14 protein-coding genes are annotated in these 15413 nt (G+C 43.4%); 11 read left to right on the plus strand and 3 right to left on the minus strand.

Annotated elements, in window-relative coordinates:
* The first annotated feature begins 88 nt into the window (after positions 1-88).
* The 10 genes from ACMXYT_RS22455 to ACMXYT_RS22500 all read left to right on the plus strand — a co-directional run bounded on the left by ACMXYT_RS22455 (position 89) and on the right by ACMXYT_RS22500 (position 7803).
* On the plus strand, positions 89-595 hold the full coding sequence (locus ACMXYT_RS22455; protein ID WP_415912645.1) for a hypothetical protein: 507 nt from the start codon (positions 89-91) through the stop codon (positions 593-595).
* A 120-nt stretch (positions 596-715) separates the two neighbouring features.
* Positions 716-1015, plus strand: coding sequence for a hypothetical protein (locus ACMXYT_RS22460; RefSeq protein ID WP_415912646.1), 300 nt, complete (start codon positions 716-718; stop codon positions 1013-1015).
* A 57-nt stretch (positions 1016-1072) separates the two neighbouring features.
* A complete protein-coding gene (locus ACMXYT_RS22465; protein WP_415912647.1) occupies positions 1073-1477 on the plus strand; it encodes a hypothetical protein in 405 nt (134 codons plus the stop codon).
* Positions 1478-1486: 9 nt separating this feature from the next.
* Positions 1487-3181, plus strand: coding sequence for a hypothetical protein (locus ACMXYT_RS22470; protein WP_415912648.1), 1695 nt, complete (start codon positions 1487-1489; stop codon positions 3179-3181).
* On the plus strand, positions 3181-4743 hold the full coding sequence (locus ACMXYT_RS22475; protein ID WP_415912649.1) for a GspE/PulE family protein: 1563 nt from the start codon (positions 3181-3183) through the stop codon (positions 4741-4743). Before ACMXYT_RS22470 ends, ACMXYT_RS22475 begins: the two co-directional genes overlap by 1 nt.
* Positions 4743-5915, plus strand: a complete 1173-nt coding sequence (locus tag ACMXYT_RS22480; RefSeq protein ID WP_415912650.1) for a type II secretion system F family protein — start codon at positions 4743-4745, stop codon at positions 5913-5915. Before ACMXYT_RS22475 ends, ACMXYT_RS22480 begins: the two co-directional genes overlap by 1 nt.
* 80 nt (positions 5916-5995) lie before the next feature.
* Complete coding sequence (locus ACMXYT_RS22485) at positions 5996-6499, plus strand: hypothetical protein (protein ID WP_415912651.1); 504 nt, start codon at positions 5996-5998, stop codon at positions 6497-6499.
* Positions 6492-7199, plus strand: coding sequence for a hypothetical protein (locus ACMXYT_RS22490; RefSeq protein WP_415912652.1), 708 nt, complete (start codon positions 6492-6494; stop codon positions 7197-7199). The genes ACMXYT_RS22485 and ACMXYT_RS22490 overlap by 8 nt, the downstream gene beginning before the upstream one ends.
* 29 nt (positions 7200-7228) lie before the next feature.
* Positions 7229-7441: a hypothetical protein gene (locus ACMXYT_RS22495; RefSeq protein WP_415912653.1), complete on the plus strand. Its 213-nt coding sequence runs from the start codon at positions 7229-7231 to the stop codon at positions 7439-7441.
* Entirely contained in the window at positions 7438-7803 is a 366-nt protein-coding gene (locus tag ACMXYT_RS22500; protein ID WP_415912654.1) for a hypothetical protein, read from the plus strand. The genes ACMXYT_RS22495 and ACMXYT_RS22500 overlap by 4 nt, the downstream gene beginning before the upstream one ends.
* Positions 7804-7864: 61 nt before the next feature.
* Here the strand turns inward: ACMXYT_RS22500 and ACMXYT_RS22505 are convergent, their stop codons facing one another.
* Entirely contained in the window at positions 7865-9934 is a 2070-nt protein-coding gene (locus ACMXYT_RS22505; protein WP_415912655.1) for a RecQ family ATP-dependent DNA helicase, read from the minus strand.
* Between the two features lie 146 nt (positions 9935-10080).
* Here ACMXYT_RS22505 and ACMXYT_RS22510 point away from each other — a divergent pair, with 146 nt between their 5' ends.
* Entirely contained in the window at positions 10081-11646 is a 1566-nt protein-coding gene (locus tag ACMXYT_RS22510; RefSeq protein WP_415912656.1) for a hypothetical protein, read from the plus strand.
* 422 nt (positions 11647-12068) lie between these two features.
* Here ACMXYT_RS22510 and ACMXYT_RS22515 read toward each other — a convergent pair whose 3' ends face one another.
* A complete protein-coding gene (locus tag ACMXYT_RS22515; protein WP_415912657.1) occupies positions 12069-13070 on the minus strand; it encodes a calcium/sodium antiporter in 1002 nt (333 codons plus the stop codon).
* 68 nt (positions 13071-13138) lie between these two features.
* Positions 13139-15385 (minus strand): AAA family ATPase, encoded by a 2247-nt coding sequence (locus ACMXYT_RS22520; protein WP_415912658.1) that lies wholly within the window; start codon positions 15383-15385, stop codon positions 13139-13141.
* Positions 15386-15413: the final 28 nt, after the last annotated feature.

The raw sequence follows: 15413 nt of genomic DNA on the forward strand, positions 1-15413 counted from the left end.
ATTCTTTTACTAGCTACCGCGGGTAATTATTAAAAGGGTTTTTATCCTTTGCTCTACACACAATAAAAATAACATAAGGTATTAAAACATGTTCTCACTAATTATCTCTATCATCGCTATCGCTCTAGTTGTTGCTCTTGCAGGTGCTACACTTTACTACGGTGGTGATGCGTTCTCTAAAGGTTCTGCTGCTGCACAAGCTTCTACGCTAGCTAACCAAGGTCAGCAGATCGCTGCGGCTCACACGCTATACGCTGTAGACCACGGTGGTGCAACTATGACTGAAGCGTCTACGATCGGTGATCTGGTAACTGAAGGCTACCTATCTGCAATGCCAACTCCTCCAACAGGTTCTTGGGCTATCGAAGATACTTTCGACATGGATGGCGCTGGTACAGCTGACACTGCTAAAGTGTTGGTAATCGCTGATGTTCAGGCTAACCTGTCTGACGAAGTATGTGCTGAAGCGCAGAAACAGGGCGGTGCTGGCGCAGGCGCAACTGACCACTCTTCATCTGTTTACTCTTGCGTAGTAGATGTAGATGGTGCTGGTGCGACTCTGACTGACAGCAACGCTTTCTTCTACAAACTATAATTTGAAAGAAGCTTAAAGGGAGGCTTTATGCCTCCTTTTTTACGTTGCAGGCATCTTCCAATTTAGTTAAAAAGTGTTATAATAACGCAAAATAACTATAAAAATACCCTAGAGGTTCTTATGAAAGCACTTGTAATGAAAGTGTCAGATCTGGTGCGTTCTGGCAAAATGAATGTTGTTGACTGGATTGGCGCTGCGGCTTCCCTTGGTTATGGTGCATATCTAGTGCATACAGATGGCCTTGAGAGTATTTTGACGTGGGTTATATTGGCTGTAGGCGTTCTTGCGGTATTTCTAGCATACTATAACCCTGCTAAGCGCGTTCATAATCATATCGAGAAAAAAATCCTAAAAGGCGCCAATACAAAAGCTAAAGAAGCCCCTGCAAGTTCAGATTCCGTGGATCAAACTACTGCGTAAAGGGGGTGTCTGATGTTTCAGTTAATTATCGTTATAATAGCCTTAGCTGTCTTCTCTATGTTTGTAGTGGCGGGTTCGGGCTATTTTAACTATGACAAGATGGCTTCTTACGAGCATGAGTCTCAGTTCAGTAATGCTATCACTCAGCTGACTAGTGGCTACCGCATGTATGAAAATCTTCATGAAGTTCCTCCTGACACATTGACAGATATGACTACAGCGTTGATTGATGAGCCTAAGTTGCCGCAGGGCATGACAGTTACATACGATGAATCAAATAAGAACTACTTCTGCTTTGATGGAAGTGTTAATGAAAGTGTGTTTATGGCTCTAGATCGTATGAGAAGTAATTTGGGTGAGACTGTCTTTTCTTTAAGTGATGCCTGCGGGGACAATACCAGTCCTATCGCTTCACCATCCTTTCCGGTTGCCCTTAAAGCAACATATTATATTACTAAATAAGGGTTTCTAATGATTTACTTGATGATACTAGGTGTATTTATAATTGGTATGGCAGGTTTTGCGGGCTATACATTGTTATCAATCACTGATGTTACACGTAAAACGGTTAAGACTGCTGATGAGCATCTGATTCTTGATCAATGGGAAAACCTAATTACCCAGAATACGATTCGGCATGGGCCTAATCAGTACTTAAGCCCTCCTTTGGGAGAGGATTATGTTGTCGATGAAGGTCTGCCCACTGAAGATATTGTTGCGCAGAAATTGCCTTCTTATCTTAATGCAAATGTAAAGAATGCTTGGGGTCACCCATTGGTGTATTGCCCTTATGGTGAGGTTACTACGTTATCTGCTAATGGCACAGTGCAGTTAAATGCTACAGAGACATATGATATCGAAACCATTGCACAGAGTGGCCGAGACTACGTTTGGAAGTCGGACGTGCCTGTCGATGTAAGTGCGCAAAGCAAGGGTGTTATTGCTTTTATTATGTCACCAATGCCCAACACGAGCACCATCCCTGATTGCTCTAACGTTATTTACAACGGTGAGCGCTTTAAAGACAGTACAGGTGCTGCGGTTGTTCGTGCAATCACTAAAGAGAACTCGACAGGACTTACATCTGGCGGTGTTGAGGTGGTTGATTTTCACTCTGAGTATGGCCTGACAGATCCACTAAACAATGCCCTAAATAGCTGGGATTCAGCACAGTATGATCGTGTATATGTAAAATTGACAGATAGGGTTGAGCCTTATTTAGTAACAGACTTGGAGTTAGCTATTCCGCAATCATCCACAATGAAGGAAATTGTGTTTGTGGGTGAAACAAGAGCGGGTACCGTTATTGATGTGCCTGCCGCTGGTGCGCAAGAAACGCTGAGTTTTGAGAATCTGAAGGTTACATTCAGAGACTTGTCGTTTGATGATGACTTAACGGTTTCAGCTAAAAATTCTGAAGTGATTCTTGATAACGTGACCTTAAATGAGCTGTCTATCGAGAAGTCACGACTTGTGTTCGAGGGTACTGCCACTTTCAACGGCACGGCACACAGTGTCAATACGGTAAATGCTGTAGATAGTGAGATTGATTTTAAAGGCTTTAATGTGAATATGAATGGTGATGCGGCCAATACCGCAGTCTTTTCATTGGATGGCAGTAAAATCAACTCAGCAGAATCTGTAACCTTAACTATGGCAACGGACGCGACAATTCCATTAATCCTTGCGATTGATGGAAGTCAGATCTACGCGGATAGTCTAACAGTATTGTCTTCCGGAGGTGCTATTAAGCCATTGAGTCTATTGAGTTTGGATTCTTCTTCATCTGCAGTGCTGCGCGATTCATTCCTAACGGCTAATGCTGATGGCGAAACTATCCTCTATACGCAAGGGAATGTGGAATTAAATAATACTGATCTGGTATCGAATGTGCCTATGCCATATGCAGTAATTCTTGATGATCAGGCAAGGTTTAGTGCAAACAATGGCTCTCTGATAGGCAGCGCATCTCCATCAGATCGACCGGTTACCACGATTGATGATCGTGGCGCCACATTCATCTTCGGTACGGGGGCGGTGATAAATGGTAATCAATGCTGGCAGGGTACGATCTTTACCTCCGTTGCAAGCCCAAACACTGGTACATCAGAAGCCCTAGATAATAACTATAAGATTTTCAACCAGAGTAACTGGAGCTGTAATTAATGAGTAGTGTCCAAAATCGCGATATATTATTAAAAGAATATTTAATAAAAGAAGATATTGTTCGTCCAAATGCCCTCGACGCGGCCGAGCGAGAGTGTGCCATCACGGGTGATACTATCGGCTCTGTTTTGGTAAAAAATGGTTTTTTGAACCAAGACATCCTAATTCAGGCACTGCTTGAGCTAGATGATCAGGCAGTAGTAGATGAAGAAATCGTTATTCCACATATACCAGCTGAAATGTTGATCGAATACAAGATCATGTTTACAGCACAGACAGTAAAGAAGGTTTATGTGGCTTGCTTATGTCGGCAGTCCCTTGCGGAAGAACTACTGCGTGATTATTTCCCAAAGCAAGAATTGACCTTTGTTCCAGCCAATCCGGATAAGATCTTTTCCTATTCCGAGAAGCTGTCTACCATCCATGATAGTGATGCCTCGGTAATGGAGCAGATTATCCGAAAAGGTATTTCTATGGGTGCTTCGGATATTCATATTGGTCCGCGCCGAGAATCTTACAGTGTTATGTACCGATATCTTGGTGTTCGACGCATTGACCATGAGGGTGATATGGAAGAATTCATGATGCTTGCGTCACGAATCAAAGACCGCTCTCGTATGGATTTGGCAGAACGCCGAGTACCACAGGATGGCGGTTTCTCTATCGAATACAATGGCCGCCTTGTAGATATGCGTGTTGCTACGGTACCAACGAATGACGGTGAGGTCATCGTAATACGTATTCTTGATCCCGCCAAATCGCAACACAAGATGGATGATTTGGGCATCACTCGACTTGAACAATGGCGTAAAGGGGTTCAGAACTCTCATGGCATTTGTCTTGTATGTGGACCAACGGGTTCAGGGAAGACAACAACGCTGAACGCATCGATTCGAGAATTGGACCGTTTTGAAAAGGCTATTTTCTCCGCGGAAGATCCTGTCGAATATCGTATTCCTTACGTTGCACAGGTAAATATCAATCATGCTGTAGGCCTTGATTTCTCTAGGGCTGTGAGGGCATTTATGAGGAGTGATCCAGACATCATCCTCGTAGGTGAGATCCGAGACCCAGAGACCGCACGAAACGCAATTAAAGCGGCTGAAACAGGTCACTTGGTGTTAGGAACTTTGCATACAGGTTCAATCCATGGTGCTGTAAACCGTCTACGAGATTTGGAGATCGACCCGCATGAATTGAAGAGTGTCGTGCGTTCGGTGTTGGCTCAGCGATTGATGCGTGTGCGTTGCCCAACATGCATGGATTTGCCGAAAGAAGAACAGTCCAAATGTAAGAAATGCTTTGGTAGTGGTTATCATGCTCGAACCATCGTTTCTGAATGCCATTATTTTGAAAGTATTAATGAGGTGATGGGGCTTCTAACGAGTGATGATGTACACTGGCCCACTATGGTTGAGGATGCGTACGGAAAATACATCAATGGGGATACAGACTACAAAGAATTTGAGCGAGTCTTTGGGCCTGAGGCGACGCGGTTATGTGAGAGTAAGGGATACCGGGAAGGTGACGAGCCTTTTACTGTTGGTGAGGTGTCTGAATAATGAAAACATTTCGCATCGTAGTTAAAACACGAAAGGGAACCGAAGAGCGTGAAATTGAAGCGCTGGACTTACAGGCCGCACGTCGTGCGGGCCGTAAGTACGGCCAAGTCATTAGCTGTAAAAAGGTTAATCGTTTCAATGTTGATTCTCCACTCAGTCCCGCAGATCGACAGATCTTCCTGCAACGCCTTGGCGCGATGCAGGAGTCTAAGGTTGGTGCGGGTGAAGCATTGGCGCTCATGGAGCAAACATTTGCTGGTGCAGTAAAGAAAACAGCTGGTCGCATGCTGAAGCTGATCGAAAATGGCGACGATATTGGACAAGCTATGGGTCGAATGGGTGACAGCTATTTCCCTTCCAACGTCGTTGCTCTGGTACAGGCGGGTTCTAAAGGTGGTGATACCGGCAAGGCACTGAAAAATGCGGCCGAATTTGAAGTTGAAATGGAGCGCATTAAGCGTGAGAGCGGTAAAGGTATCTGGTCAGGTATTGCAGGGATACTATCCGCTGTAGGTATTGTATTCGGTACTACGATGTATTTCGGGCCTATGATCATGGATTCCGACCTTGTGAAGATCGGTGGTGATGACATGAAAGTGGGTTGGGCATTAATACTGGGTGACTATCTGGAGATTGCAGCGATTGTGGTATTAACAGTGCTCGTATCTTTATGGCTACTAGGTAACCTTGGTAAGAAAATTAATGCCAGATTGGCTGATAAACTTATTCTTAAGATTCCATTTTATAAAGATTTGGCACTGGCTAAGAATAACTACACGGTCTTATACGGTTTGGCTATGCTTGCTCATTCGGGGGTGAGTATGGAGGCTGCCTTGAAGTTATCTGCAGATTCAGCACCCAAAGGGGCTCTTAAAGATGACTTGATGGCAGCCACTGGTGCGGTGAAAGTTGGTAAACCATGGGCGATGGCGATGAAAACACTGCACCCCACCGATAAAGCCGCACTGTCAACATCGGAGGACCGAGAACAAATCGCTAGGACGCTTGAGGCCCTCTCATATCAGTACCGCGCATTATACGGACAGCGAGTCTCGACGCTTGCTCCTGTTTTGCAGGCAGTTGCGATGTTGTTCTTGATTGCGGCTGGTGCGGTTCTCTTCGGACAGACTGTAATGCCTATCCTGAAACTGGCAGGTGGCGGATTGATGTAAAAAAGCGAATATTGATGTTGACATTTAATTAATAAGCCTTATATTAATTGTCAGCATTCAATATAAAAAGGATATAACAAATGATGAATCAAGATTCCTATCGTGCTGCTTTGGATTATTTGAAGTCAATTCCTGTTGATGAAATGGTTCCAGAAAAGCCAGAAAAGCCAGTCAATAAATTTACAGCATCCCTTGAGATGGGTGAATTTAGTTTTGCCTCTGATTTGATGGCATTTAACGGCGAGGGATCATCATTTGTTTCCGCTGAAGAAGTACTAAATGAACCGGGTGTTGATGCACATCCGGTTCTTTTGTCTCTTATGAATCAGTCAATGTTTGAAGAAGGTGTATTCATTGATGCAATGACTTTACCCACTGATGGTACTGTAAATCCACGAGTTTGCTTTGCGTGCCTACGTGAAGAAAATGACGAGGGCGAAGTGAAGATCTATCGCAACATTACCGCGATCAGCCGCATTTTCGGCAAGCCAGCCTCTCAGGTTAAAGAGATGATGAGTCTCGGAACATATGAGTGTGTTACGGCTATGCGTGGTATTCTAGAGGAGAAAGTGTCCGGTGCGTAAAAATAAGGTATTAAATTCTTTGGCTGCTGTAATGTTTGCTGTCTCTGCAGGTGTTGTATGCGCTCATGATATTCCGGGCAAGCCTGCTTACTCGGTGTTGGTAGGCGAGGACTTGAACTATGAGAGTCAGGATCGTTTAGATAAGCTATCTGTTCGTGAAATAACTGAGCTCGTAAAGGCTGCAAGATATGCGCAAGCCAAAGATGTTGATTTCGGATTGATTGATTTCTACCTTGAGAATCGGATTCAGCGTGCGCTGCATATGGAGTTTAATGTAAACCGTGATGTGATGCATGAAGGGGTAAAGATCGAGCAGCGGCATCATTTGATTGACCCTGATGGCCTTAAGCATGGTGAGATCACGCATAAAGTGACGTTTGAGCATGGTGAGGAATTCCTTACACCTCAGATGGGTAATGACCTGATCAACGAACAGTTGATGCGTGATGGCATTGCGCCTGTTGATAAGTATCAAGCAGAAATTCGAGTATGTAGCTTTACTGGTGATCTGGGCACCTACTACGAGATGGCGGAAATTGAGTTAGAAAAAATATCGCTTCTGAATGTGAAGTATACTTGTCTGGACGACCTGTCGTCTTATTGGAAGAATCGTATTAATGATTACGTCTCTAAAATAACATTCCGGCGTTTAGATCCAAAGGCCAGCAGCCAATATGACTTGACTAAACCGACTAATTAATTATAATAATAATTAATAGGAGGTGAGTTATGTTTGATAAATGGTCGCAGTACTCATATGTATCCAGACAGGTGGGTGAACGTGTTGTTTACTACTACGTGCTTGAAGTATGTGACTCATTTGCCCGCATATCCCGCGTACGTCCGGATGGTCAATTGGATGAGCGTGTGGTTGAGGTTATGCCTGCAGATTACCATCATTATTCACTGGAACCGCTATTGAGTTATGAACGAATTGCATGAGTGGTCTAGATAATAAGCTTGTCGAAGAGGTTCGGAAAACCTGCCTAAAATATGGTTACGAAGTTGAGGATATCCCGTTTGTTCGCAAAGGGGATATTCTTATGCTTATGCCTATCCTACATGATGTAAGTCATGATCAACTCCTAGCTGATACATTTGAGGCGCTAAGTAAATCTATGGGGCTAGAAGAGGTCTCTGTCGGTTGCACTGTCGTTATAAGCGCGTCTAAACGAGGTACCTTGCTTGGGGTTGATCCTTTGGCCATTACTGCGCCTGTGGTTATACGCGATGATGAGGGCCAAAAGCTTTACTTAACGGTTGAAACATTTCTGCAGCTGGAGCATGCAGAGGAAGTGGAGTAGTTGTTTTAGTAAATATTGGATGCAATTAGGCTGCATAGTGTTATATATACTCTATATAACACTATGCGGCCTTTTCTTTTGCCTGTGAGATGAGGTCAAGAATCTCGTTGCCGACACACTGGACTACCTGTGATTTAATGCCATGCGCAGACAGTTCTTCGAGGGAGGTTGGTTGCGATGTGGCGATCTTCCTGATCTCAAGATTGGAAAGTACTAAAAACTCACCTTTGCGTAATATTTTCGCAGCCTTACGTCTCAGCAGCTTTAGGCCGTCATTAATGAAGTGGATTGTCTCATTGCATTCCTGAGGCTTAATGATCTTTTTAGTGGTGTTGGTTGTTTGAGGACGGGAATTGCTTCCAGAAAGCTTGCCCGGTTTCATAAGCCAATCTGAACCACGCTTGGTTAACTTAAGGTCATCATTATTGATCGTAATTAATCCATGCTTTTGAAGGTAAACAAACGCTCGTAAAAATTTTGGCTTGTCTGTGCCGCGTAAATTTCCAAATGCAGAGTTTGAGGTTAGTCCTAGGTGATTTAAGAGTGGGTTTTCAATGCCCAGTGACACACCAATTACGTTCTGCTTTTTGGCAGGTTGTGGGAGAAGTATTAAATTATTGAGAACAGACGCAAAAAAACTGACCGGTATTTCTTCTGTAATGCCTTCATTCTCAAGGTTTTTGCGGAAGCAATTATCACATGCGTGGCAGTTAAGTGGAGCAGAATTATCACCAAAGTGCTTCTGCATACTACGTTTTCTGCATAGTTTGGACCTGCAGTATTGCTCCATAATATTAAGGTTTTCAGCGGCAACACGTCGACGAATGCGGAATTTCTCATCATCAACATGTGCGCTTGGGTTAAGGACTTCAATAGTAGGTACATCTGGATTGTCAAAATAGCTGACTGCTATTGCACCGCTATGTTCAAGAACGCCTAAAATCTGCTTAACTTGCATTGGATTGAGGTCATATGGGGAGACGGCTGCAATCTCTTTGAGAGTGAACCCCGGCTGCATATCTAGGTATTGAGTGCATACAAAGAACTTAATCGCTTCTAGCTGGTCCAGAGACGGATATTTGTTGTCGATGAAGAATTGATGGGTAAATCGATCTTTCTTACTGTAAATCAGGAATGCTTTAGATGGTTTTCCATCACGCCCGGCCCTTCCCGATTCTTGGGAGTAGTTTTCGAGGCTGTCAGGCATGCTAGCATGAATAACAGTGCGAATATTGGACTTATCAATGCCCATCCCAAAGGCTTTAGTCGCGATTAGGGTTAGCGTATCAGACTGCACAAAGGCTTCTTGGTTGCGAACCTTGTCGGCCGAAGAAAGCTTGCCGTGGTAATAGGTGCATTCAACGCCTTCTTTGCGCAAGAAGGTGAATACGGACTCTACTTCCTTAATGGTGTTGCAATATATGATCGTAGGGCCTTTAAGAGTCCCTCGTAGCGTATTAAGGATGTCAGCGTTCTTGTCTTCCGAGTGTATACAATGGTATTCAATATTGTCCCGCGCAGACAATTGAACGATAAGTTCCGGGTCGTTTAACTTCAGCTGCTCAACAATATCAGCCTGCACATCCGGTGTGGCCGTCGCAGTAAAGGCTGAGACGGTGATTCTTTGATTCCGCTGCTGTTCAAGCTCTCTGATGTAATTACCTAACGCAGAATAATGCAGCCGGAAGTCATGACCCCATAGGGAAATACAGTGGGATTCGTCAACGACTATGTTGTAAAGTGGTGCGCGAAGGGACGCCTGCCAGAATTGGTCATTAGCAAACCTTTCAGGTGATACATAAAGAAGCTTAAGTGATCCCTCAATGTAGCGCTGAAGTATGTTCATAGATTCAGCGGGTGAAATTGTAGAGTTCAAGTACGCTGCGGAAATGCCTTTGTGGCGTAAGGCATCGACCTGATCCTTCATTAAAGCGATCAGTGGACTTACGACAATAGTAACGCCCTCGTTGATCAGAGCGGGGATTTGATAGCAAATAGATTTACCGCTGCCGGTCTGCAGGATGGTTAAAGCATCCTGTTTATTGAGGCAGGCGGAAATAGAGGCTTCTTGCCCATCTCTGAAAGATGAGTGGCCAAAATACTGTTGTAGCGTGCTGGTTGCTATGTCCACTAAAATCTCCATTATCAATATTTACAATTATAATAATAAATCCCAAGGAGTCAAATTAACCTAACGTATAAAGTGGCAAAAAAGTTGAGTTTTTTTATTTCTTCATATACTATAACGAAAAATAATACTAACTATAGGTGACTACTGTGTCTACTGCTCCTGATCTTCAGGCGATGAGCATCCATCAGCCAGAGCTATCCACGCTCAAAAAAACATATAAAATCCTGCCTTGGTCGATAAGGGCTCAGGTGGTTCTTGAGAAAGCAGGCATTAATGGCTTTGATGTAAAGCATGCTGAAAATGCTGAAACACCGATCGTAGACAAGTCGTTAGCATCACTACTAGGGCATAAAACCTTGGGTGATTTTGTTACCACTCCTGAATGTGATGGTGGTCTTGGGATAGCGTGGGATGAGTGGTATGAGGAAGCGTTGGCTACCCGAGTGAAAAAGGAGTTCGAGATCGCTACAGATGACCCAAAAGAGGTAGTGCGTCAGTTTAACGACGTAACCAAGGTCATGGGCCGTGAGCCGCTCAATGCACAGGAGTATCACTTATATAAAGATAATGTCCTAAAACAGCAGTCAGAAACAAAAATTGCTCAACTCTCTGAAAAAAATGATGAACTGGTATCTGAAAATCGCCAATACATGCAGGAAAATACTGTTCTGCAAGAGGGTAATATTTGTCTAACTAAAGAAGTTAGTGAGCTAAAAGGTCAAATTGGCAGTGTCCGCACGCAAGTGCGTGAAGAGATGTCTATCGCCCACAATGCAGAAATCAACACTCTAAAAGATAAGTATGGCACTGAGATGTCAGTACTTGCGGAAAGTCATGAGAGTGAAATTGCCGCGCTTAAAAATGGTTATGTTTCTGAGATGTCTTCAGTAAAAAAACAGCATAACGAAGCGGTAAAACAGCTAGAGTCGTCATTATCAACACGGATGACCATTGCGGTAGCTGAAGCTAAAACAGAAGCTGAGGCGAAAAGCAAAAAGGAACTTGAGCAAGCAGTTACAATGGCGCTTGCTGAGCAAAAAAATGTTCTCGCAACTGAATATGATCGCAAAGTTGAAGTCTTAGTTCAGGAACATCAGGGCACAGTTTCAACAATAACTTATGCGCATGAGGCGGAATTGAAGGCGAAACAAGAAATTGTGGATAATGCGCTAGCGTATTACAACTCTGATAATTTTGTTAAAGCTGAAGAGTACAATGACGTCCTTGGTAAGGTAGATCTGTTAAACGAGACTGTCTCTCAGTATTTAGGTCGTGTGGAGTCGCTGCAGATAGAAAAAGAGCAGATGACCCAAGCTACCTTAGAGCTTTCTTCACAGCTAACTGAGAAGAATTCAATGATTCAAAATATGCAAGTTGGTATGGAAGGTCTTGAGCAGCGTTTGGTAGCACTAATGGGTGGCGAAATTAGTGATAGTGTCCGTGTGATTGAAGCTGAGAAGCTGGATGCTATTATGGACAAGTTGAACAAGTATTACGCCGCATACAATAAGCTTCATGGTAGCAATAAACAGTTGGCGGCTTCATTCAATAAATCGCAGAAGCAGCTTGCTAACACTAAAAAAATGTTATCAACTCGCAACAAGCAGCTGGCATCATCCAATACTGTAGTTAAGGTATTTGTGGGCATGAGTTTAGTACTCGCAACAGGATTGGGCTTTGGAGTTGTGGCATTGGAGATGGGTCTCCTGTAGCAACATAATTTGTGAAAAAACCAGCGCTTGCGCTGGTTTTTTATGCCCAATTGGAAGTAGAGTTGGGCAGGATGAGCGATTTAATTAAGACCGCTGGCTTGTGAGAAACTAGCCACCCTAGATGTTATATATATAGCTCTTTGGACTGTGTATAATTAGTATTTAGGCCACTTTTAGTGGCCTTTTTCATACCTAAAGCACTACCAGAAATATAGGGTATTTCGTGTACTGTGTATTCAGAATCGGACTACCACCCTGTTAAACCGCCGCGTAGCGGCAATAGTAGAACAGGAAAAGTTTGCTAGTGAGAATATACATAAAAAAGCCCAGCTATTGCTGGGCTGGAACTCGCTCACTCGCATTTGTACACAGTTTTCACTATTTACTCATAATGGGTGGCTAGATAGGGCTAAGCCTGAAAATTAGGCTGCAGCACCGGTGTTGAGGACATCAATAGCTAGAATAGACATATAGGTGACAAATAAGGCACCTAAAAGCATTGCCCAGCTGCGGTTAAGCTTTGTTCCACGCTTATAGCAGAAGAAGCCAATACCAACCAAAAGTAGGGTGATGCCAACCATCCAAGGCAGGTCGCGTGACATAATGGAGTCTGGAAGGGCTTGAGCAGGCACTAGTAAACCCGGGATACCCAAAACCATCAGGGTGTTGAATACGTTGGAGCCTAAGACATTGCCAATAATTAGGTCGTGTTTGCCCTTAACTGCAGCGGCAACAGATGCGCTTAGCTCGGGTAGTGATGTACCGATAGCTATTATGGTTAAGCCGATAATAGACTCTTCTATACCGAATTCCAATGCTACATCAGTTGATCCAGTAACAAGAAGTTTGGAGCCGACAAAGAGAAATATGCCACCTAGGATAAGGTTCATCCATGACGACGTCTGGCTGAACTCTTCGGGAATGTCTAAGCCAGAATCATTCATAATGTCTTGAACTGCATCTGCATTTGCCTGAAGCTTAGGAATAACGTAAGAAAGCGCAAACAATACAAATGACATTGCAGATATCAGTGAAAATCCTTCCCAGAAGGAAAGTTTGCCATCATGAAGTACAGTGCCTGCTATGACTGTTGCTCCAAGTAATAGCGGAACCTGAAACTTTAAAGAATGTTGGCTAATTGCAATCGGGCTAATTAAGGCGGTTACGCTCAATATTAAGGCAATATTGGCAATATTTGACCCCAGCGCATTGCCAACAGCGAGGCTTGGAACGCCATCAAGGGAGCTGGACGCAGCAACAAACATTTCAGGGAGGGAAGTGCCAAGGCCAACGATAATAAAGCCTATCACAACAATTGGAACATTGTGATGATGAGCAATACTGGCGGCGCCTTCAACAAATTTGTCTGCGAAAATAATTAAAAGTGCCAAGCCCGCAAGGATCATGCAGATTTCTAAAAACATGATAATTTCCGTTTTATTTTTTTCTGTTATATTAAAACAAAACGGAAATTAGATCAATATTCAGGCAATTAAACGGCGTGTTGATATTGGGTTTCTAATCGCCGAGCCATCACGCCAAAAAAGTGCACAATGGAGTCTTTCAATGAGGTGGTTCTGACACGATTTTTGGTGTTCTCGATAGCATCTTTTAGAGCAGCGCGGCTACCTACCATAAATACCTGTTTTTTGCCGCGAGTAATTCCTGTGTAAACTAGGTTTGGTGTATTCATGTTGGCATGAGATGATGAAATAGGCATGATTACAGCCTCAAACTCAGACCCTTGGGATTTGTGAGTTGTCATTGCATACGCAAGTGTTAGGTCATTCAATTCTTTATAGGAGATTGTGATATTCTTGTCATCAAACTGAACGGACACCGATTTTCGGGCTTTGTTGATTTCAGTAATGTGGCCAATGTCACCGTTAAAGATACCTAGCTTCGAATTGTTTTGAGTTTGCATGACGCGATCACCCACATGAAAGGTGTTGCTAAATTTTTTAATAAAGTCTTTAGATCTCAGTGAAGAGGGATTAAAAATAGGTTTAAGTGCCTCATTTAATTTATAAACACCGGGTCCTTTAGAAAGCATGGGGGCTAGAACCTGAGTATTCTTAAGGTCAATTCCCTTTTCTGGCAAGGTATTTAAAAGAAGTCTTTTAATTTCCTGAATAATATTTTCTGTATCATCAGGAGTATGTACAAAGTGATAGTCACCCTTGTCATTAATGCCGTAATCTATGACTTTATCATCCTGACCATTTATAATTGCACGAGCGTTACGTATCGCACGACCATTCTCATCTAGGCGATAGCACTTCTCAAGTTTAGTATATTCGATCATCTTGGAGTCAATGAGATCCTTTAGAACTTGGCCCGGGCCAACAGAAGGCAATTGATCAATATCTCCAAGCATAATAAGTCTACAGTGCTGAGGTAAGGCTCTAAGTAGAGATAGAAACAGTTCTGTATCGACCATGCTGTGTTCGTCAATCACAAATGTATCTACATCCAAAGGATTGTTCTCATTATGCTGAAAGCCAGTTTCAGGTGTGTATTTGAGTAGAGCATGGATGGTGCCTATCTGTGATATTATACCTTCATCGAGTCGAGATTGGATTTGCTCTTTTATTCGGCCAACTGCCTTGCCTGTGGGAGCGGAGCATAAAATTTTGCGACCCGCATTTACCTCAGGTCTTAATGATTCAAGAACCTGATCAAGTACCGTGGTCTTACCGGTACCGGGCCCTCCGGTTAATATGCTAATTTTCGATTCTGCACAGCGGACAACACCCCCTTTTTGTGTGTCATCGAGTTTAACCCCATCAAAATTAAAGTGAGTATTTTTTTGGGGAAATGGACTAAATTGAAGCTTAGCTAAGCGTTGTCCAATTTCCTGCTCGCGAACAAAGTCCTCTTTAAGGCATATGGCAAGACGGCCGTCTTCCATTTTCCGTTGTCGAACCTGTTTTTTTTCGATTTTCTCTTCTTGGATAAAGCGCTGAACATCTTCATAAGAAATCTGTGCTCCACGGGATATCCGGCCTGCAAGAGAGTTTACCGGAAATAGCGTATTGCCTGATCCGGACTCACGTTCCAGAGCAGTATTAAATGCGGCGTGAAGTCTTAGGCGGCTGGACTCTGAAAATCCCAGCTTCTTGGCGATAGGGTCAATGTTTTTAATATTAAACCCTTTTACCTCAGTGAGTCTGTATGGGGAGCCAGATACAACGCCGTGTGCCTTCTCCCCAAAAAATTCAAGGACGGAGTCGCGCTTTGAGTCGTCAATGCCCAAATTGGTTAGGTAGTTAAAGCTTTCTCGAAACAAGCTGTCCTTTTTAAGTAGGTCAGCGATGTGATTCATGGTTGTTGGATGGATATCGTTATTAATCGCAATATCTTGAGGTTTGGTAATTAGCTGGTGAATGGTATCTTCTTCATAGAGATCGTAGAGGTATTGAATAACAGGGGTGCTTACATGGTCTTTAATTCTAGCTTTGAGGTACGCTAAAGTGTGTGCCCTACAAAAATCTGGCGAGCTAATGGAGTCTGCAATTACACTTACAACCCCATCATGATCAATCGGATTGCCACGCACAATAAATTCATCACCCACATTCACATTGGGGTGGACACCGGAGATTGTAACCTCCTTACCCTCACGGATGAGGCCATTCTGATCAGGTTCAAGAACCTGCGATACAGCGCAGGTAAAATGAACGTTATCATCAGCATCCTTGCTCAATAAGCCTTGTGTAACTGAAACTTTTATGCGCATGTTTGTATATGGCCTAATTATTTGGTAT

Origin of the sequence: Neptuniibacter sp. QD37_11 (assembly GCF_047778105.1) — a bacterium.
Classification (GTDB): Bacteria; Pseudomonadota; Gammaproteobacteria; order Pseudomonadales; family Balneatricaceae; genus Neptuniibacter.

Bases quoted from the DNA above. Each gene is read 5' to 3' on its own strand.
- ACMXYT_RS22465 (WP_415912647.1), top strand. From the start codon at position 1,073: ATGTTTGTAGTGGCGGGTTCGGGCTATTTTAACTATGACAAGATGGCT.
- ACMXYT_RS22515 (WP_415912657.1), bottom strand. From the start codon at position 13,070: ATGTTTTTAGAAATCTGCATGATCCTTGCGGGCTTGGCACTTTTAATT.
- ACMXYT_RS22470 (WP_415912648.1), top strand. From the start codon at position 1,487: ATGATTTACTTGATGATACTAGGTGTATTTATAATTGGTATGGCAGGT.
- ACMXYT_RS22480 (WP_415912650.1), top strand. From the start codon at position 4,743: ATGAAAACATTTCGCATCGTAGTTAAAACACGAAAGGGAACCGAAGAG.
- ACMXYT_RS22520 (WP_415912658.1), bottom strand. From the start codon at position 15,385: ATGCGCATAAAAGTTTCAGTTACACAAGGCTTATTGAGCAAGGATGCT.
- ACMXYT_RS22500 (WP_415912654.1), top strand. From the start codon at position 7,438: ATGAGTGGTCTAGATAATAAGCTTGTCGAAGAGGTTCGGAAAACCTGC.
- ACMXYT_RS22485 (WP_415912651.1), top strand. From the start codon at position 5,996: ATGATGAATCAAGATTCCTATCGTGCTGCTTTGGATTATTTGAAGTCA.
- ACMXYT_RS22495 (WP_415912653.1), top strand. From the start codon at position 7,229: ATGTTTGATAAATGGTCGCAGTACTCATATGTATCCAGACAGGTGGGT.
- ACMXYT_RS22460 (WP_415912646.1), top strand. From the start codon at position 716: ATGAAAGCACTTGTAATGAAAGTGTCAGATCTGGTGCGTTCTGGCAAA.
- ACMXYT_RS22475 (WP_415912649.1), top strand. From the start codon at position 3,181: ATGAGTAGTGTCCAAAATCGCGATATATTATTAAAAGAATATTTAATA.
- ACMXYT_RS22455 (WP_415912645.1), top strand. From the start codon at position 89: ATGTTCTCACTAATTATCTCTATCATCGCTATCGCTCTAGTTGTTGCT.